General features: G+C 63.1%; 14 protein-coding genes. 7 read left to right on the top strand and 7 right to left on the bottom strand.

The window, feature by feature from the left end; all coding sequences use genetic code 11:
- Window positions 1–691 precede the first annotated feature (691 nt).
- From FBZ88_RS14515 to FBZ88_RS14495, 5 genes are all read left to right on the top strand, one after another.
- Window positions 692–2,854, top strand: coding sequence for a peptidase domain-containing ABC transporter (locus FBZ88_RS14515; RefSeq protein ID WP_145617836.1), 2,163 nt, complete (start codon window positions 692–694; stop codon window positions 2,852–2,854).
- A complete protein-coding gene (locus FBZ88_RS14510; protein WP_145617834.1) occupies window positions 2,851–4,101 on the top strand; it encodes an HlyD family secretion protein in 1,251 nt (416 codons plus the stop codon). The genes FBZ88_RS14515 and FBZ88_RS14510 overlap by 4 nt, the downstream gene beginning before the upstream one ends.
- Window positions 4,102–4,163: 62 nt before the next feature.
- Entirely contained in the window at window positions 4,164–4,394 is a 231-nt protein-coding gene (locus tag FBZ88_RS14505) for a hypothetical protein (protein WP_145617831.1), read from the top strand.
- A gap of 73 nt (window positions 4,395–4,467) precedes the next feature.
- On the top strand, window positions 4,468–4,821 hold the full coding sequence (locus FBZ88_RS14500; RefSeq protein ID WP_145617829.1) for a hypothetical protein: 354 nt from the start codon (window positions 4,468–4,470) through the stop codon (window positions 4,819–4,821).
- A 55-nt stretch (window positions 4,822–4,876) separates the two neighbouring features.
- A complete protein-coding gene (locus tag FBZ88_RS14495; protein ID WP_145617825.1) occupies window positions 4,877–6,649 on the top strand; it encodes an alpha/beta hydrolase family protein in 1,773 nt (590 codons plus the stop codon).
- Window positions 6,650–6,828: 179 nt separating this feature from the next.
- Here the strand turns inward: FBZ88_RS14495 and FBZ88_RS30900 are convergent, their stop codons facing one another.
- The 6 genes from FBZ88_RS30900 to FBZ88_RS30270 form a co-directional block, all read right to left on the bottom strand.
- On the bottom strand, window positions 6,829–7,137 hold the full coding sequence (locus FBZ88_RS30900) for an OB-fold nucleic acid binding domain-containing protein (RefSeq protein ID WP_246138678.1): 309 nt from the start codon (window positions 7,135–7,137) through the stop codon (window positions 6,829–6,831).
- Window positions 7,115–8,383 carry a helix-hairpin-helix domain-containing protein gene (locus tag FBZ88_RS30895; RefSeq protein WP_246138666.1) on the bottom strand — a complete coding sequence of 423 codons (1,269 nt, stop codon included), beginning with the start codon at window positions 8,381–8,383 and terminating at the stop codon, window positions 7,115–7,117. The genes FBZ88_RS30900 and FBZ88_RS30895 overlap by 23 nt, the downstream gene beginning before the upstream one ends.
- Window positions 8,350–10,053 (bottom strand): PHP domain-containing protein, encoded by a 1,704-nt coding sequence (locus FBZ88_RS30890; protein WP_246138665.1) that lies wholly within the window; start codon window positions 10,051–10,053, stop codon window positions 8,350–8,352. The genes FBZ88_RS30895 and FBZ88_RS30890 overlap by 34 nt, the downstream gene beginning before the upstream one ends.
- Window positions 10,050–11,498: a DUF6504 family protein gene (locus FBZ88_RS14485; RefSeq protein WP_145617822.1), complete on the bottom strand. Its 1,449-nt coding sequence runs from the start codon at window positions 11,496–11,498 to the stop codon at window positions 10,050–10,052. The genes FBZ88_RS30890 and FBZ88_RS14485 overlap by 4 nt, the downstream gene beginning before the upstream one ends.
- Entirely contained in the window at window positions 11,434–12,159 is a 726-nt protein-coding gene (locus FBZ88_RS14480) for an ImuA family protein (protein WP_145617818.1), read from the bottom strand. The genes FBZ88_RS14485 and FBZ88_RS14480 overlap by 65 nt, the downstream gene beginning before the upstream one ends.
- An 83-nt stretch (window positions 12,160–12,242) precedes the next feature.
- Window positions 12,243–12,494 (bottom strand): hypothetical protein, encoded by a 252-nt coding sequence (locus tag FBZ88_RS30270; RefSeq protein WP_186464410.1) that lies wholly within the window; start codon window positions 12,492–12,494, stop codon window positions 12,243–12,245.
- Between the two features lie 430 nt (window positions 12,495–12,924).
- On the opposite strand from FBZ88_RS30270, the gene FBZ88_RS14470 reads away from it, so the two are divergent.
- Both FBZ88_RS14470 and FBZ88_RS14465 read left to right on the top strand, forming a co-directional pair.
- On the top strand, window positions 12,925–14,511 hold the full coding sequence (locus FBZ88_RS14470; protein WP_145617815.1) for a hypothetical protein: 1,587 nt from the start codon (window positions 12,925–12,927) through the stop codon (window positions 14,509–14,511).
- A complete protein-coding gene (locus FBZ88_RS14465; RefSeq protein WP_145617811.1) occupies window positions 14,508–16,976 on the top strand; it encodes a phospholipase D-like domain-containing protein in 2,469 nt (822 codons plus the stop codon). Before FBZ88_RS14470 ends, FBZ88_RS14465 begins: the two co-directional genes overlap by 4 nt.
- 800 nt (window positions 16,977–17,776) lie before the next feature.
- Here FBZ88_RS14465 and FBZ88_RS14460 read toward each other — a convergent pair.
- Window positions 17,777–19,306, bottom strand: a complete 1,530-nt coding sequence (locus tag FBZ88_RS14460) for an AAA family ATPase (RefSeq protein WP_145617809.1) — start codon at window positions 19,304–19,306, stop codon at window positions 17,777–17,779.
- Between the last annotated feature and the right edge of the window lie 2 nt (window positions 19,307–19,308).

Below are 19,308 nucleotides of genomic sequence, written 5' to 3'. Positions count from 1 at the left end.
AGCAGGGTCCCGACCGGCACCGGTCGGGACCCTGCCCACAATACAATTTTTGCTGATTTATCAGGCTGTGGGGCGAGAGCAAGCTCAGGGCTCCCTTTCGGTGCCGGTTCACAGTGAAGGCAGCAGAAGGTCGGTGGTGCGGCGCGGTCATGGACTGGTCAGGGCGTTGGGGGACTCTATCCAGCCTACCAGGCCCACGTGGCGCTGCCGAGCCGATAGAAGTAGCAGCCAGCCAGGGCTGCACCGAGGCCGACATGCCGACATTCCCCCATGCCTACCGTGCTCGGCTGTTGGCGCATCGGCATTAAGTTGTGATTTGCGATGCCCCCCAATGCCGTGTAGGGCGGCTACCGATTCTTAATTTTGGTGCCGGGATGGGATGGGCGTCCGAAGGTTGACGTAGGCGCCGCTTAGTTACGCGCTAATCGTATGATTTATTGTCGCATCTACCCAAAGGGTAGGGCGCGCGCGGATTTGGGTCAATGCGTGCACGGTTATATTATTGATATTACAGTATTTTTTGCACAGAATACAATTGTATTTAGATGTCTGGCATCGAAATTAACGTATTAATGGCAAATATTCATTGACAGATTTGCGCGGGATTTCGTTCGATCGGACCGGTTGTTGCGCACGAACAGCAACTTTCTTTCCCTTCGGGGAACGCCGTCCCTTGTCGTTGGATCTGTGATTGTCGCTCCTATCCCTTCACCGCCACAACCGCATCGAGCCCGTTCTGCAATCAGAGGCGGCGGAGTGTGGATTAGCCTGCCTGGCCATGGTGGCGGGATACCACGGTCACCGGGTGACCTTGTCGGAGCTGCGGCGGCGGCATGCGGTATCGCTGAAGGGCACGACGCTTAAGACCCTGATCGCCATTGCTGACGCGCTGAGCTTCACCAGTCGACCCTTGCGCCTGGAGCTGGGCGACCTGTCCAAGCTGAAGTGCCCCTGCGTGCTGCATTGGGATCTGGCGCATTACGTGGTGCTGAGTCGGGTGACGCCGCGCTGGGTGGAGGTGCATGACCCCGCCAGCGGCCTGCGCCGCCTGACCCAGGCCGAGGTGTCCGAGCATTTCACCGGTGTGGCACTGGAACTGACCCCAGCGGCCAGCTTCCGGAAACGCGAGGTGGTGGAGCGGGTGCGCTTGGCTGATCTGTGGTCCAAAGCGGCGGGCTTCATTCCCAGCCTGGTGCAGATCCTGGCCCTGTCGGCCCTGCTGGAGCTGTTCGGCCTGGTGTCGCCGCTGATCAACCAGATGATCGTGGACGACGCCATCGCCAAGGGCGACCTGGACCTATTGAATGTCATCGTCATCGGCGCTGGCCTGCTTCTGCTGATCCAGGTCGGCACCACCCTATTGCGCGGCTATGTGCAGATGCACTTCGGCACACTGCTGACCTTCCAGATGCGGGGCAACCTGCTGCGCCACGCCCTGCGCCTGCCCGTACCGTGGTTCGAGAAGCGGCGCCTGGGCGATATCCTCTCCCGCTTCAACTCGCTGCAGCCGGTGCAGGACCTACTGGCCGGCGGCATCATCTCCGTAGCGCTGGACGGGGTTATGGCCCTCATCACCCTGGTGGTGATGGTGCTCTACGCCCCCGTGTTGACCGGTATCGTCCTGGCCTCGCTGGCGCTGCTGATCGGGGTGCGGCTGGGTACATTCCCTTGGTTGAAGCGACTGGCCAACGAGGGCATCCAGTACCAGGCCAAGGTGGACAGCGTGTTCCTGGAGACCATCCGGGGCGCCCGCGCGTTCAAGCTGTTCGGGCGGGAGCGAGAGCGCCACGCCGTGTGGCAGAACGCCTACGCCGACAGCGTGAACAACGGCCTGCGGGTGCAGAAGGTGGGCCTGAACGGCGGCGCCGGCCTGTCTATCCTGTCCGGGGCGGAGACGCTGCTGGTGTTCTACCTGGGCGCGAGGGCGGTCATCGCCGGGGAGATGACCCTTGGCATGCTCATGGCCTTCCAGTCTTATCGGGGGCAGTTCTCGAGTGCCGCCCTGTCGCTGGTGAACCAGTTCTTCAGGTTCCGTATGCTGGGCCTGCACCTGGAACGTCTGGCCGACGCCGTGCACCAGGACCCGGAGGCGGGCCTGGACGTGGAGGTGCGGGAGGAGCGGCCGCTGACCGGCGCCCTGGCCCTGCGGAACCTCAGCTTCCGCTATGCCGAGCATGAGCCCTGGGTGCTGAAGGACGTGGCCCTGTCCATAGAGCCGGGCGAGTTCGTGGCCTTCGTCGGCCCCTCGGGCGGGGGTAAGTCCACGCTGCTGAAGCTGCTGATGGGCCTGTACCCGCCCTATGAGGGGGAGGTGCTGGTGGACGACTTGCCGCTGACAGCCTTCGGCTTGCGTGCCTATCGCGAACGCATCGGCGTGGTCATGCAGGACGACCAACTGTTCGCCGGCACCATCGCCGACAACATCGCCTTCTTCGATCCTGACTTGGATCTAGAGCGGGTGGAGGAGGTGGCCAAGCTGGCGGCCATCCATGACGAGATCGTGCGCATGCCCATGGGCTACATGACCCTGGTGGGCGACTTGGGCTCCACCCTGTCGGGCGGCCAACAGCAGCGGGTGTTGCTGGCTCGAGCCCTGTACCGCCGGCCCAGCGTCCTGTTCCTGGATGAGGGGACGGCCAACCTGGACATGCTGGCGGAACGCCGCATCATGCAGGCCTTCGCCAACCTGGCCATCACCCGGGTGGTGGTGGCGCACCGGCCCACGGCCATCGAGGGCGCCGACCGGCTGTTCGCGGTGGAGGGCGGGCAGGTGCGGGAACTGGTGCGGGAGGTTCCCAACCAGCCGCCGCACCTGGTGCGCACCCCGGTCGAGACGCTGGAGGCCGCGCCATGACCGCCGGCCTGTTCCGCCCCGAGGCGGTGGAGAACCGCCGCCGGCGCCTGTGGGGCGAGGTCATCATCGTGCAGCCGGTGAGCCACGGGGTGATGACGGCGGTGCTGAGCCTGTTCACCGTGGCGGCGGCCACCTACCTGGTGACCGGCACCTACGCCAAGACCGAGACGGTTCAGGGCTATGTCGCCCCCACCGGCGGCCTGGCGCAGGTGTACGCCAGCAAGGGCGGCATCGTGACGGCGGTGCTGGCGCACGAGGGCGATGTGGTGGCCCAGGGCCAGCCGCTGGTGGCGCTGTCGCTGGAGACGGCGGGCACGGACGGCCCGGTGGGAGAAAAGCTGCGACTGGAGACCCAGGCGCGCATCCGCGAGACCGACGCGCAGATTGCGGCGGCGGAGGCACGCTACGCCGAGGAGGGCCGGCGCCTGGCCGCAAGGCTGAAGGGCATCGGCGAGGAACTGGCCAGCCTGGACCAGCGCCTGGTGTCGGAGCGGGACCTGCAAGTGCTGCAACGGGATGACGTGACCCGCTATGCCGGCCTGGAGGCGAATGGCAACGGCACGCGCCTGGAACTGTCGCGGCGCAAGCAGCAGGTGCTGGCGCAGGAAGGGTCGATCCGGGAGCTGGAGCGGCAGCGGGAGTCACGCCAGGGCGACCTGCGCGACACGCAATCGCAACTGGCCACCCTGCCGGCGGAGCGGGCGGACAAGCTGGCGCAGCTGCGCAGCGCGCGCAGCGAATTGGAGCAGTCGTTGGCCCAACTGGACGTGAACCGGGGCTACGTCATGGTGGCGCCGGTGGCGGGACGGGTGGCGGCCCTACAAGCGCAGCCCGGACAGACGGCGACAGCGCAGTCGCCGTTGGCGGCCCTGGTCCCGGCGGGCAGCGATCTGGAGGCCAACCTGCTGGTGCCGTCGCGGGCGGCCGGGCTGATCCAGCCGGGGCAGGAGGTGCGCCTGCGGGTGGACGCCTTCCCCTATCAGCGCTTCGGCGCGGTGCTGGGTCGGGTGGTGCAGGTCAGCCACGCCACCTACCGTGAGGGCGAGCTGCTGGCGCCTATCCCCTACAAGGACCCGGTGTACCGGGTGACCGTAAGCCTCGAGCGCACCAGCGTCACCGCTTATGGCGAGGACCGGCCGCTGACCTCCGGCATGACCTTGACCGGCGACGTCGTCACCGACCGCCGGCACTTCATCGACTGGGTGCTTGACCCGCTAAGGGCGGTACGCAGTCTCAGTGGCAAATGAGGAGGTGTTAAAGACAGCAATAATGATTGACGAGTAGGATTCAAATGATTGGGAATATGGAAATGATTGAGCTTTCTTTAGATCAATGCGCTTTGGTTTCTGGCGGCTACGCCAGTATTTCGGCCGGCGATAATGGATTGGGTGCCGGTGATGGTTACACCTACACCGGAAGCAGCGGTCCGGCCACCTCGGCCCAGATCGAAGCCTACAAGAAGGAGCAGGCTTGGCTGGCCGCTCATCCTGGCATGACGGAAGCGGACTATCCGCATCCGTGGCAGGGGGCAATCCCCTGAGCGAGCAAAGCCGGCTTGCCAATGGGGAATATGGCGGCTTTGCGGTAACATCTTGTAAAACATGAAAGGATAAATGATGCGCGCACTTACGTTCGATGAGATTGATTTTGTCTCTGGCGGTGGTGACCCTGATGGTACGGGCGGACAGCAACTCCGTCCCCAGGATCCTCTTACGGAGATCGTGGTCTACGGCAGCCGTGGTGAACCTATGTATAGTATCAGTAGCGTTCCCGGAAGTGGGCAGTCAACTGTCAGAATATTGGAAGACATGACTATCTCTGGCAGTTTGCCGAGCATACCGTTTACTGCATCTGGCGGAAATGCTACGGCCAATCTACATAAGGGAGATGTCATAACTGGGCCGACTGACTACATCAATAGAGCTTTCAATAACAGCAAGCAAGGCCAGAAAAACGCCTTAGATTAATAGTATCCCGGTTCGTGGGTGGTCTTCCACTCACGAACCGACTGAACATGGGTTGATGATGCGAATTCTAGCGACCATTTTTGCAATGGCTACAGTTTTTATAAACTGTGGCGATGTGGCTTTTTCTCAGGAAGTACCTGGGAGGTACATGAGGGAGTTTTGTACGTATTATCCGATTTCTATATCTAAATCTGGGATGTCTCTGGTTTATTTTGATAAGCAAAATAAGACATACTCGGTATATAACTACAGTGATCGTACCAAGAAGAATATTATTGGAACTTTCCTCGGGTGGTCTCGAGACGGCGGCAGTATTATATCTATAGATCCAGAAAAAGGAGTATTTGTATACAATGAAAATGGCTCATCTGGAAAAAACATTGCGGCTAATAGAGGGGTTCCGATATCTTTTATTGATAGCTCTAGTGTCGTAAATAGAGGGTTTTCTGATTTTGTAGAATATCTCTCAACTGACGCAAAAAATAAACGTGATGGAGTTTCATGGTATCAATTTAGCATTAATAAGGCCAACAAGGAATATGTCATTAGTGACGCGCATGGAGTCTTGGGTATCGCTTCGTCGAATGATGGGTCTATGATTTCAAGAATTGTTCTTGAAATGAATAGTGGTGTGAAGATTTTACAGATTAAATATCTTAGAAAAAAGTCAAGCAAATGGCATAATATAGAGTTCTTTGGAAAGGATGAATCTGTCAGTGGCATGAGATTTTTCGACGGCACCTTGTATTTTTTGTCGAACAAATGGTCGGATATGCAAAAAGTGTATGGATTTAACACAAAAACTGGCGCGATTAAATCTATAAGAAGCAACATTCGCGAAGATATTATATCATACTTAGTTGGAGATAGGAATGGCCGTACATTAATTGTCGATAGCGCCAGTTACAGAATATTAGGCAAAAATAAAAATATATCTGAATTAATTGGTATTTCGGGCAGTGGAAGAGAATTAATTTCTGTTGTTAATTCCTCCGGGAAGACTTATCTTTTAAAAGATGGGGATAATTTGAAAGAAGTCCCATCAGAATGCGCAAAATACACAGGGAAAATTTCTTATATTAACGGAACCGTCGAGAACGGGGGTTTTCACGTACCATACTATCTGAGTATCCCGGAAGGAAATGGTAAGGCGGTGCCGATGGTAGTTGATATTCACGGTGGGCCATTTGATAGAGAATATTTTATGGGAGACAATGGAGCTAGCTATTGGGCAGACAAGGGATTTGCTTTATTGAAGATAAACTATCGAGGATCATCAGGTTTGGGGAAGAAATTCGCACAAGCTGGATACGGAAATATCGATGATCTTATGGTAGGCGACATTGAGGAATCCATTAAAGCCGCTAGCTCATTCGGAACTATCGATAAAAACAAGATAATCTTGTTTGGTCACAGCTTTGGTGGGTACGAGTCTATTCGAGTGGCTCTAAGACATAGAATAAAAATAAATGGGATTATTCTTATTAATTCACCGCACGACATAAATCGAATGGTCTCTTCTTGGAGTCCCTGGAAGAATATAATATATAACAAATGGGGATTTTACACGGATAATGGCAAATATGGCACGATCAAAACAGATGATATTCGATCAATTAATGCGCCAATTCTTCTAATATATGGAGACAAAGATGATATTGTTCCCAGTATACAGTCAGTGGAAATAAAAAAGGCGCTGGTAGGTGTAAATAGTATGAGTAACTTCATTGAAATCAAGAACGGAGATCATGTATTGTCGTCTCTGCCTCAGCGAGACTTAATATATGATTACATGGTAGGTTGGATTAAAAATGTTATATCTCCATGAATTTACAGAGACGATTATCCCATGACTATTAGTCGGCGTGCAGCTTGGACGCCGATCGGCGCGGTATCCGTTTGATTCTATTGAAGTCGGTGGGGTCATTTACCAGCGCCGATTTATAGAAACGGCGGGTTCACCCAGCCGCCCCAGCGCCTGACGGCGCTGTTCGCGGCCTCTTCGCATCAGCGGAAGTTCCGCCCTTCCCCGTAGATGAGGCGCAGGCTCCCCGGCTCAGCTCGCTTCACCTCGTCCGCCCGGGCCAGCGGCGGCTCCAGGGGCACGTCCCCGTCCAGGGTGGTCAGGTTCCGCAGCACGTCGCCGAGGTCCACCAGCCGGTCGGCGATCACATGGATCACCTCCCCTTCCCGCTGTAGGCGGCCGTGGACGCCTAACAGGGCGGCCGTCAGCACCTCCCGCCGCTGCCGGGCGAAGAGGGCCGGCCAGATGATGACATTGGCGATGCCGGTCTCATCTTCCAGCGTGGCGAAGATGACCCCCGACGTGGTGCCCGGCTGCTGACGGACCAGTACCAGGCCGGCGACGGAGACCCGCCGGTTGTTGGGCGTGGCGGCCAGGCTGACCGCCGGCATCATGCCCAGGGCGGCGAGCTGGGGCCGCAGCAGAGTGCAGGGGTGGCCCTTGAGGGACAGGCTCAGGGAACGGTAGTCCTCCCGGATGGCCTCGCCCAGCGGCATGCTGGGCAAGCAGGGCCAGGGGTTCCTCGCCGAACTCCGCGGGCGGGCGATTGTCGCCCGGGAGGGAACCGGCCTCGGCGGCGGCGAACAGGGGGAGCGGGGCGTCGCCCAGGCGTTTGGCCTCCCACAGGGCCCGCCGGCGGTCCAGGCCCATGGACATGAAGGCGTCGGCACCGGCCAGCCGTTCCAGCACCGCCACCGGCACGCCGGCGCGCCGCCAGACATCGCGCAGGGTGGCGTATCCGTCGCCCCGGGCCATGGCGATGCGGACGGCGTCGGCCTCCCGCAGGCTCTTGATCTCCCGCAGGCCCAGGCGCACGGCCGGCCCGTTGCGCCCCTCCTCCAGGGTGCAGTCCCAGTCCGACCGGTTCACGTCCACCGGCCGCACCTCCACCCCGTGTTCCCGCGCGTCGCGCATGATCGTGGCCGTGGCGTAGAAGCCCATGGGCTGGCTGTTCAGCAGGGCGCAGGCGAAGATGGCTGGATGCCGGTGCTTCATCCAGGCGGAGGCGTAGGCCAGCAAGGCGAAGCTGGCCGCGTGGCTCTCAGGGAAGCCGTAGCTGCCGAACCCTTCGAGCTGCTGGAAGCACCGCTCCGCGAAATCCGGCTGGTAGCCGCGGCGGATCATGCCCCCGACAAAGCGGTCCCTGAACGCCTCGATCTCCCCGTGCTTCTTGAAGGTGGCCATGGCCTTGCGGAGCCGGTCCGCCTCTTCCGGCGTGAACCCGGCCGCCACGATGGCGATCCGCATGGCCTGCTCCTGGAACAAGGGCACGCCCAGGGTCTTCACGAGCACGGCGCGCAGTTCCTCCGTGGGGAACTCCACGGCCTCCAGGCCCTGGCGCCGGCGCAGATAGGGGTGGACCATGTCGCCCTGGATGGGGCCGGGGCGGATGATGGCCACCTCCACCACCAGGTCGTAGAAGACGCGCGGGCGCAGGCGCGGCAGCATGGTCATCTGGGCTCTGGATTCGATCTGGAATACGCCGACGGTGTCCGCCTTGCAGATCATGTCGTAGGTGCCCGGGTCCTCCGCCGGCACGTCAGCCAGGCCGAAAGGCGGCCCAGGCGGTGGGACAGCAGCTCGAACCCCTTTCGCAGGCACGACAGCATGCCCAGCGCCAGGATGTCGATCTTGAGCAGGCCCAGGGCGTCCAGGTCGTCCTTGTCCCACTCGATGACCGTGCGGTCCTCCATGGCCGCGTTCTCGACGGGGACCATCTCGTCCAGCCGCCCGCGGGTGATGACGAAGCCCCCGACGTGCTGGCTGAGGTGGCGGGGGAAACCGCGCAGGTCCTGGGCCAGGTCGATGGCCAGGGCCAGGGTGGGGTCGGTGCCGTCCAGCCCCGCTACCTGCGCCGTCTCGCCGCCCAAGCCGTTGCCCCTGCCCCAGGTGGCCTTGGCCAGGGCGCCGATGGTGTCGGGCGTTAGGCCCAGGACCTTGCCCACTTCGCGGATCGCCAGCTTGGACCGGTAGGTGATCACCGTGGCGGCCAGGCCGGCGCGCTCGCGTCCGTAGCGGGCGTAGATGTACTGGATCACCTCCTCACGCCGCTCATGCTCGAAGTCGACGTCGATGTCCGGCGGCTCGTCCCGAGCGGCCGACACGAACCTCTCGAACAGCAGGTCGTGTTTGGTCGGGTCCACGGAGGTGATGCCCAGGCAGTAGCAGATGGCGGAGTTGGCGGCTGACCCCCGGCCCTGGCACAGGATTCCCCGCCCCCGGGCGAACAGCACGATGTCGTGGACGGTCAGGAAATACGGGGCGTAGTTCAGTTTGGCGACCAAGTCGAACTCGTGCTCGATCGTGGACACCACCTTGGCCGGCACGCCCTGGGGGTACCGCTCCGCCGCCCCGGCCCAGGTGCGCCGGACCAGCTCGCGTTGGGGCGTGCTGCCCGCCGGCACCGGTTCGGCCGGGTATTCGTAGCGCAACTCGTCCAGGCTGAAGGTGCAGCGCGTGGCGATCTCCGCCGCGCCGGCCACGGCGTCCGGCCTGGCGGCGAACAGGCGGGCCATGTCCTCCGGCGCCTTCAGGTAGCGCTCGCCATGGGGCAGCAGGCGCTTGCCGGCGTCGGCTAGGGTGCAGCCCAGGCGGATGCACGTCACGACGTCGTGCAGGACGTGCCGGCCAGGGTGATGGTAGAGGGCGTCGTTGGTTGCCATCAGGGGCACGCCGAGGCCGTCGGCCAGGTCGCCCAGCCGCATCAGCCTGGCACGGTCGTAGCCGCGGTAGAGGGGTGACACCGCGAGGTAGGTCCGGTCGGCGAAGCGCTCCTTCAACCGGATCAGTTCGGAACGGAACCGGTCCATCTTGGTGGTCGTCGGACGCCCCTCCGGCGCCAACGACACCACCACCTGGCCCTCGCCATGGTCGGCCAGGTCCGCCAGGGACAACGCGCAGTTCCCTTTGGTCGCGCGCCGCTTGCCCAAGGTGAGCAGGCGGGACAGGCGGCCGTAGGCGGCCCGGTCCATGGGGTAGACCAGCACCGGGGGCGCGTCGGTCAGGTCCAGGCGGGTGCCCACCACCAGGCGGATGCGGGCGCTTCGGCAGGCGACGTGCATCCGGACGACGCCGGCCAGGGTGGCACGGTCGGCGATGCCGATAGCCTGATAGCCGAGGGCGGCGGCGGCCAGGGCGAACTCGCCCGGGTCGGACCCTGACCTCAGGAAGCTGTAGTTGGTGGTGACCTGCGGCTCGGCGAAGGTCATGCGAACCACCCGTGCATGAACCAGGTCTCGGCGGCCTGGAACAGCCAGAACTGTCGTCCGTCGACCATCTGCATACGCCAGTAGTCACGCTGCGCCGGCGCCTCGCCATGCCACCATTCGCCCCGCAGGCGCTCCGGGCCCTCCAGCCGGGCCACCAAGTAGCGGTCGCCCCGCCACCGGAAGGCCGCCGGCGTCCCGCTTGGCAGGACGCTGGACACGTCCACCGGCTCCGGCCGGGGCAGCAGCAGCACCGGACACGGGGCGTCGGAGGCCCATTCGTCGGCGGAGGAGACGGGGTCGTCGACCGTGCCGCGCCGCACCGCTCGCTCAGGCACGTGCGTGTCCACCGGCCGGGGCTGGCCCATGCGCGCCGGGCCCACGCGGTTGACCACCCGGTCCACAAGGGCCTCCAGCTCGGTGCCGCCGGCGGCGCCCTCCAGGCCCGCCTGCTCCGGCGCCATAGCGTCGACGGAAACGGCCTCCAGCACCATGGCCTCTACGCCAAAGCCGGGGTCGACCTGGCTGAACTTTTCCCCGAACAGGCTCAGGAGATGCCGAGCGTCCCGCATCGGCCGGCCGGTGCCGACCGCCACCCGCTGGGACGTGGCGTCCGTGCGGATGAAGCCGAGATCGAGCTGGCGCGCGCCCTTGCCGTCCTGGGCCAGGCGGCCGCCCATCTCCCGCAGCAGGTGCAGGGCCGCCGCGTCGATGTCCTCCCGCCGGCTGATAGGTTCGGCGAAGGGCATGCGGACGATGTAAGGCGCCTGCGGCCGCACCGGCGTCATGGGCTCGGGCGCGTCGCCCGTGAGCTGGTCGAGACGGCGGAGGGGTTCCAGGCCGTACCGTGCCGCGAGGGGCGCGCGCGGTAGGCGGGCCAGTTCCTCGACGCGGCGGATGCCCACCCGCGACAGGTCGTCGACCAGGCGGTCGGAGAGCCGGAGGGCCGACAGGGGCAGGCGCCAGAGGGCATCACGGGCGGCCTGGCCGTCGGGCAGGATGGGGCCGCCGCCGGCGGTGGTATGGAAGCGCGCCCACGCCCAGGCGGCGGCGGGGGTGGACGCAGTGGCGGAGAGGGCGCTGATCCCCGCCTTGGCCAGGCACCGGTCGAGGTCGCCCAGCAGCCCGGGCTCGCCGCCGAAGAGGTGGGCGCAGCCAGTGATGTCCAGTAGCAGGCCGTCGGTGCCGTCCAGTGCGACCAGGGGGGTGAACCGGGTGGCCCAGTCGGCCAGGCTGGCCTGGAGGGCGGGGACCACAGCCTGCGCGTCGGCCAGGGTCATGCCCGGGCGCAGCCCCTGGCGTGCGGCCAGCGTGTCGACGGCCTGCAGGCGGACTCCGCCCTGCCCGGCCGCCGTGGTCACCAGCGGCCGGTCGGACGGCGCGTCATTCCGCCGCCGCCACAGGTCGGTGGGCCACCGGCCCAGCCAGATCGAGACGTAGCGCCTCATCGTCCCATTCCAGGTCCCAGTTGCCGGCGCCGCCACCACGGCAGCGCAGGAGGTTGACGGTCCAGCGGGGGCGCCCCAGCCCGTCGGAGGCGGGGTCGTCCGGTGCGGCGGCCACGCGCCAGCGCGTCATGGCCACCGATGGCGGGGGCCGGGCGGTGGGCGGCAGCAGCATCAGCCCCAGGGTGTCGCCCGCCTCGGCCGCGAGCTGGAGCCGGCGGCATTGGGTCGGGGTGGGAAGGAGGCCGTCCCCCACCGCAGCGGCCAGGCGGCGGCAGCGGAGCGCCTCCTCCATCACCCAGAGGGCGTCCTCGTCGCTGCGGGGATAGACCTGCAGGAGCCGGCCCGGGAGGAGGCCGAATCCGGCGATGCCCGGCGCGTAGAGGGCGGCGTTGGCAGGGCCCGGCGCCCGGCACCACAGGATGCGGCCGTCCGATTCGGGCAGCCGGCCCAGGAGGGCGGCGACGAAACCGTGCCCCGCCCCGCAGTGCCGTCCGGGGAGGACTTCATGGATACCGCCACAGACCAGGCCGCCGGCCGGCAGGGCGCCGTCGATGGCGGGCACGCCGGTGGCGACAGGCGGCCGGCCGCCCACCGGACGGGTCCGGTCGAGGGCCGAAAGCTGGGCACGCAGGGCGGTGATGGCGGCGGCATGGTCGGTCATGCCTTATTGGGTGTTCGTGATTTGTTCTAAGTCAAGGTTGGGCCTTGGTTAATGGGGATGGGCTGAACGGAAGTGTAGGGGAATCAAGCCGCGGCGCCGGAGAGGGAAGGCAGCCAGGGGTCCCGTCCGACGATCTCGACGGCCGCGCAGTGCAGGCTGGGAGCAGCGGGATCGGACGACTCGGTGAAGCGGGAGGTCACGCGGACGCGGGTGCCATACAGGTGGGCCAGGTCGGCGACGAGGAGAGAGACTTGGTCGGGCTCGGCGGCGGTGATGAGGAGAGAGGTGGGGATGTCGGGGGTGGACATGGCGGCCTCCGGGATTGGGGGAGGCAAATGATGTTCATGTTATGTTCTAATGGTCAACTGAGTCTTTGGGGATGGGCTTTGGGTGGCAGGGCTGTGTCTATCGTCAAGAATGGGGCCGTGTGCGGACTGTCTGGTACTGGCTGAAACACTCATCAAGCTGCCGTTTGCCAATCGAGCCGAGTACGCCATTCGCAGTTGATTTTCGAAGTTCTATAAGCGGCCACCCGTCCGCTTACGGGGCCAGCGGCTTCGGGGCCACAAAAGGCACATGTGTGGCCACGGCAGTCCGTACGAGCCGGTCGCAAACAAAAAATCGGACTCTGCTCATGCCTTGGGTACAGTTTCACTGTGAAGACCCGCACCTCTCCGTCGGCACACGACTGCGCGGTCAGCACCCGTTCCGTCCGGACTGTCGTCATGGATCAAGCGGGGACGATCTCGGGAAAGGTAGCGGCTAATGTCTGATCAGGAAATCAAAACAATAAACCTCCCGGTGTGGACCGAGTACAGAAAAAAGAACGGGCTAGATCCGCTGGGGATGCAGAATATCAGCGTCAGCCTGTACCAAAATTTGCTTCCCGGTATTAGCAACGTGACCCTACGGATGCGTTACTATGGACTCTACGCTTGGCTCTGCCGGACCTATGCGCGGCAGATTGGCGACACCAACCCCGATTCCTGGAAACGTTTCATTCGCCGCGCTGAAGCACTCTATGCGCTTATCGCCTACCGTCACGGCGGCGAGGGCGGCGTCGCCGGCATCGAATGGGCGCAGAAAATCATCGAGCCAAACCAGAGCGGGTTCATCGAATTCGCACAGGCGGCGGAGCCCGGCAGCGAGAACTACTACCTGAAGCAGGCTTGGGGCGCCTATGGCGCAGCCTATCGCAGCCAGCTGTTCGAGATCGGCATCTTCGACCCCTCGAACGAACACGAGCTTCCGTTGCCCAGCAAAGAGACCGGCGAACGGCTGGCTGCCGCCTTCGAGAGTAACGTGGGTGAGCTCGCGAGGGCGTTCTATGAAATCATGCAACGTGGCGACGTGACGAATGACGAGCTCGACGAGCTCGGTCCCCTCGCTCCATCCGAGATCGCGCTCTCGGGTGAAGAGCGCGATCTCTATCAGGAGATCCTGCTCGGGCCCTTCGACCCTACCAACGTCCCAGCGCGTTCCCGTCGCGATAGCATTCTGTTGATCCTGAAAATCGCGGCCTTGCTCGGGCGCGACCCCAATCCCGAAGAGATACGCTGGATATTGTTCGCTGGCTGCGACCAGAAGGGCCGCGCGCTCTATCTCGGATCGTCCGCGCTGGAGGCGCAAAGACGGCTTTGGTGGATCTATCACGCCAACGATCTCTGCCACGTCGCCTACGAGACGCTGCTCAAATTCGCCCTCGATACTCTCGCCGAATACCCGGCTGGTATCGCTTTGTCGCGGCTGATTCCCCTGTGCGTCGAGAAGATATTGGAGGCGGCACCGGTGAAGCCGGAGAACTGGTCTGAATTCATCGGTTGCACTATTCCTGCCTCGAACGCCTATGCAGCGGATGACGACCGATCGGAGTTCTCACTCTCCGTTGCCATCATGAAGCGCGCCGGGCGTAACGACACGAGCGTTTGTCCACCGGAGATCGCGTGGAATGCAGTGAGGCTTCTCGCCATCCTGCATAGGCGGGTGTGCGACGAAGACCGCGACATCGCCACCGTCCTCGCCCGGTTCAATCCGGAAGCCTTTCACTCCCTGCTGACAGAAACCCGTTTCCTCAAAGGACACATGGGCGAGCCCTTCGAAGCGCTGCTGGCAAGACTTCTGGAAGAGCGCATATTGCAGCGGCACTTGTGGGTCGCCCTGCAAAAGCTCCGGGCTGGAGATTACACGTTCCTGATCGAGCGCGACGAAGGGAAGCTCAGGCTGCGTGGGAAGGATGGACCCGTCTTCACGAACCCGCGCCTCGGTCCCGCTATCACATTCCTCAAAGACATTCACCTCGTCGGCGGCCAAGGGCTCACCGATTACGGCGCAGCAGCGGCAGGTGTCGCATGAAGCTCTATGAACGCTTCGCCGACAAGGAATTTCACACGAGCATAGCGACCAGTTTCGGGATCGATTTCGATGCCTATGAGAACATCGTGCTGCCGCGCCTCCGTGGCGCCGGGTGTCGCAACAACCTCGTACTCGCCGACGGACGCATGCTCACTCATGCGCTTTGCGGGGCATCGGCACTGCCTCAGCATGCAGGGCGGCTCTACACGATTAACGGCATCAGCGCGCCGGGAGTGTTCCATCCGAAGCTTTTCTTGCAAGCCGGCCGCCGCCGTGGGCGCCTGATCGTCAGTTCCGCGAACCTTACGACGCCAGGCCTGGCTGGAAATCTCGAACTCGCCGGTATGGTCATGTCCGACGAACCGGGTTCGGGCGAACAGCAACTCGTCGCTATGGGATGGCAGTATCTCTCCCGGTTTCTCAAAGGGGATCAGCAGGCAACCACGGCTCAGGTCGATTGGATGCTCACGCGCTCACCCTGGCTCGCCAAAGCCACCTCGGCGACCGGCCCGGTCGGTCTCGCCGACGGAACGCTCGCTGCCCTCCTGACCACCGGCCAGACTTCCGGTATTGGCCAGCGCTTCATTGACCTAGTGAGCGAGCCGGTCGAGCATCTAATAGTCATCAGTCCGTACTGGGACCCCAACCTGGCTGCGCTTTCCTACCTGGCGGAGCGCCTCTCCAGCGGTGAAGTTTCGGTTCTTGTCGATCCTGAGTGCGCCGTCTTTCCGAAATGGGCGCTCGGCAAAGTCCAGGGGGTGCGCCTGTACGACCGCGGTGACTTTCGCAAAGGCCGCTTCATTCACGCGAAGGCGATCATCGCTCAAACGGCTACCGCCGATCATGTACTGGTGGGCAGCGCGAATTGCACGCTACCCGCGCTCGGTGACACGGACTTCGCAGGAGTGAATGAAGAGGCATGCCTCTATCGTCGCCTCCCGCCCGGCTCCATGTCCGATGCGCTCGGCCTCGGCGCCATTCTGACGAGCGAGCGGCAACTCGATCCGGCGACTCTACCGGACCTGGACGTCGACGAGGAACTGGCCATGGGCGAGCTGGCGGCTCTGAACCCTGGCAGGTTCGAGTGTCGCGTCGACACGCTCACTTGGCACCCGGCAGATGCATTCAATCCGGCAGAGTGCACCATTACTCTCCTCGATCACCATGGAAAGCCCATGCCCTTCCGCCTTTCGCCGCTCGCCGGCAGCGGCTATACCCAGCGGTTTGAGATCGGCGATACGCAGGACCGCCCGGCATTTGCACGGGTTCAGCACGAGGATGGGCGGGTTTCCGCACCCTCGATCGTCACACTGATCGATCGCCTGCGTGCGGTCGTCCGCGAAACATCCTCCCGCCCGGCCGACAACGCACTACGTCAATTGGACGACGAGACCGAAGCGAGCCTGATGCTCCTCGACGTGCTAGGTGTCCTCGAGCGGATCGAACGAGCCGAGCCATCGGACAAAGAACCCTTCTCGATCCAGAAGGCGCGCAAGGAAGAGGAAAGCGGCGCTTCCGCGTACAGGACGCTCAGTTACGAGCAATTCATCGCCGGGCGAAGGCCGCGCACGGAAAACCAGCTCCCCCATAATAGCCTCGCCGGAAGCGACGTCTCCATCGTGCGCAGCTTCCTCAACCGGGTGATCGGTCTGGCCGCCGATGAACGGGACGATGAAGAGGACCAAGCTCCCGTGCCGACCAACGCGTTCGATCTCGGCGATGAGACCGGCGATGGGCAGGCTGCGCTGGATGCCGGTGAAGAATTCGACACCAAGAAGCCGGGGCGCGAAGAAGAAGAGCGCGAGCGGGCGGAGCATCGAAGGGTCGCGGCAGCGAAGAAGGCGACGAAGGAGCAGATTGTCGCCGCGGTTGCGACTTTCAGCAAGCGTATCAGCGAACGCAGGGAAAGCGGCGCACTCGACAATCACGACGTCATCCGCCTGCGGGCACTGCTGATGATCGTCTGCACGGCCGCAATTCCGGTAGCAACAGCGAGAGATTCCAAAGCTAAAGTTTCGAGATTGCAGGTTCTACCTCCGGAAGGCGATCCGAACAGCTGGCCCACGGTGATCGGCCGTACACTTTTCGAGCTCTTCGGCGGGAAAACTCCTGGTATCCGCCACCTCCACCTGACCGCGGAGCACGATCAGATCCCTGACGACATCCTGGAATGCTGGGCAACTTGCTACTGGTGCTTGCAGGCATGTCTCACGGCACCGGTCTCGCCCCTCGAACGAGAGCGACTTACCCGATACGTCAAGCCGCTCGCCGAGCGTGCCTATCTTTTGACGCTCCCGACTAACGCCGAGCTATTAAGCCCGGACGTGACTGGCTTGATGAGCGCGATGAGCGAAGCGTATGGGGGGCGGCTGGGGATCGAATGGGAGATGATCGCGAGCGCACACCGCGCCATGGTGGAATCGTTGTTCTCGAAGACCGTGCGCCATAGGGACACAGTCTCGTAACTCCGATTAAATGTTAATAGGCGTGCAGCTTAGACGCCGATCGGCGCGGTATCCGTTTGATTCTATTGAAAGTCGGTTGGGTCATTTACCCGCGCCGATTTACAGTAAGGGTGCAGGAGCAGGGGCTCTATGCGCCGAATCGCGCAAGATTATGCGCCGTTTTGCGCAACCTTTGGGCCGCTTAACAACAGCCTAAAGTCAGCTCGCCCCCCAGGCAGGAATCGAACCTGGATTCTCGACTTTGCGTTCCAGCGCCTTGCGGAGAGCATAAGGCGACTCCGAGGAAATATCGTGGATTTCTAATGCTTTACGAAGCGATGGCGGATGCTCCCGCCGCCGAGGTTCTGCCATCCCCGCCAAACTATGGTGTCATTCGAAGCAGGCTATGGCCCCAATTGGCCAAACTATGGTGCCCCTGACACTCCGCCACTGAGGCCTACCTGATGGAAACGTGGCGCATGCCTTGAGAATCTGGGTAAGTGCCTGATAGCTTATCCGATGCTGGGGCCAAGGTAAGGCTCTTGCTGATTCCCAGCTCTTTGAAATCGTTCCTCCGACCAAGCTTGCTTTGGAGGCGATGGTCGTGGAGGCCAGGCTCTTCGTAGGCACCGCGAATGAGGCCGCCGCTGGGCCGGTGGCGGCCGCGGACGCCATGAACCGCCACCGGTCGATGATTGAGCGAAGATGACCAAGGTCACCCATGGTGCTTCTGGCCAAATGGCCGGTTGATGTGAAGGGTAAAGACGCCTGCGGAGCCCTTTCGGGGCATCCGCAGGCGTCTTGGCGTGATCGTTGCGAGCTCACTGCAATCCGCCGATGGGGACGAGGACCGCGATGGCGGTTCCATCAGCCGCCGCATCCAACGACGCCAACTGCTGCATCAGGTCACCCGGGCGCATGCACCGCTGCGCCTTCCTGGCGGTCCGCCTCGCCCCCCGCACCCACTGCGTCACATGGGCCCCCGTGGCGCCGGCGGCGGCTGCGATGGCCGCCACCTGGAACAGGTCGGCACCGGGCAGGTCCGTCCCCAGATGGTGCCTGAAAATGCCGATCAGCGCCGCTGTGTCCGGTACCGGGATGGTGATCACTCGTTCCAGGCGGCCGGGCCGCAGCAGGGCCGGTTCCACCACCTCCGGCATGTTGGAGGCCCCTACAACGATCACTCCCGGCCGGCCGGCCACGCCGTCCAAGTGCTCCAGCAAGGCGTTGACGATCTGGCGCTGATAAGTGCTGTTGTAGCCGTGGGAGTTGGCCGTGCGGCTGGTGAAGCCATCGATCTCATCAATGAACAGGATGCAGGGACTGGCCTCGGCAGCCTCGGCGAAGGTGGCGGTCATGGCCTTCAGCATCTCACCCTGGTGTCCTGCCGCCTGCCAGCTGGCGTGGGAGCCGAGGATCAGGGGCACACCGCAACTGCGCGCCAGGGCCGCCGCGAACGTGGTCTTGCCCGTGCCCGGCGGGCCGGCCAAAACGACGCCGTGTTCAACCGCGTCCCACCCGATCCGGCCCGCGCCGTAGTCGGCCAAGTCCTCGGCCAACTGACGCCCCCAGGTCACCGCCTCATCCATTCCCGCCAGTTGGTCCAGCGTCGGCCCCGCTGGAGGCTCGTGGACCTCGGGTGCCGGCGGCGCTTCGGTGGCCGCCTGCAGCCGCCGTTGAAAACTCGTCCGCGTGGCAAGGGACTTACGGACCGCGGCCAGCCAATCGTCGGCTGTGATCCCGTCGTACCACCCCAGTGCCATGTCACCGGGGACCACTTGACCAGCGAAGGAGTCCGGCAGCAGTTCCCAGGAAAAACTGGGCCACTGTCCCGTCCGGTCGTCGATGAATTGCATGACCTGCAGGTTCGTCGGCCCCGGCAGCCGGGCCTGCCCGCGCCTCGGCAAGCACCAGAACTCGAGGGGCAGGTCGTCGGCTGAGAAAGCCACCCCGACCACGCTTCGTCCCCGATGCCAGGCGTCCGTCACCGCAGCCCCTGCGGTATCCCACGAAAGGGGGCCGGGGCTTTCCGGCACCATCCACGGGTCGTCGACGTTATCGACAGTGTCGTCGGCCGTCCGATTGTTCAGCAGGTGGCGGAGGGCCGCCCGCACCGGCTGAAGCCAATCAGCACTCGGTACCAGCAGCAACGCGGCGGTCTGGGCATCGGGGATGACTTGGTGGTCACTGCTCTGGGTGCCCCCCAATTGCAGGTCCATGTCCGTACCCTCGATCGTATCCAGAACCATCTGACGGGCAAACTCTACGTCGATGGGCAGGACGGGGTGGGCGGGGGCCGCGTCGAGCAAACGCTCCACATCGGCGATGGTGAGGCAGTCAAGATTGTCCATGT

It is taken from the genome of Nitrospirillum bahiense (assembly GCF_007828025.1).
Taxonomy (GTDB): Bacteria; Pseudomonadota; Alphaproteobacteria; order Azospirillales; family Azospirillaceae; genus Nitrospirillum; species Nitrospirillum amazonense.
Note: the sequence above shows the minus strand (reverse complement) of the source record. Positions and strands in the feature narration are given on the sequence as shown.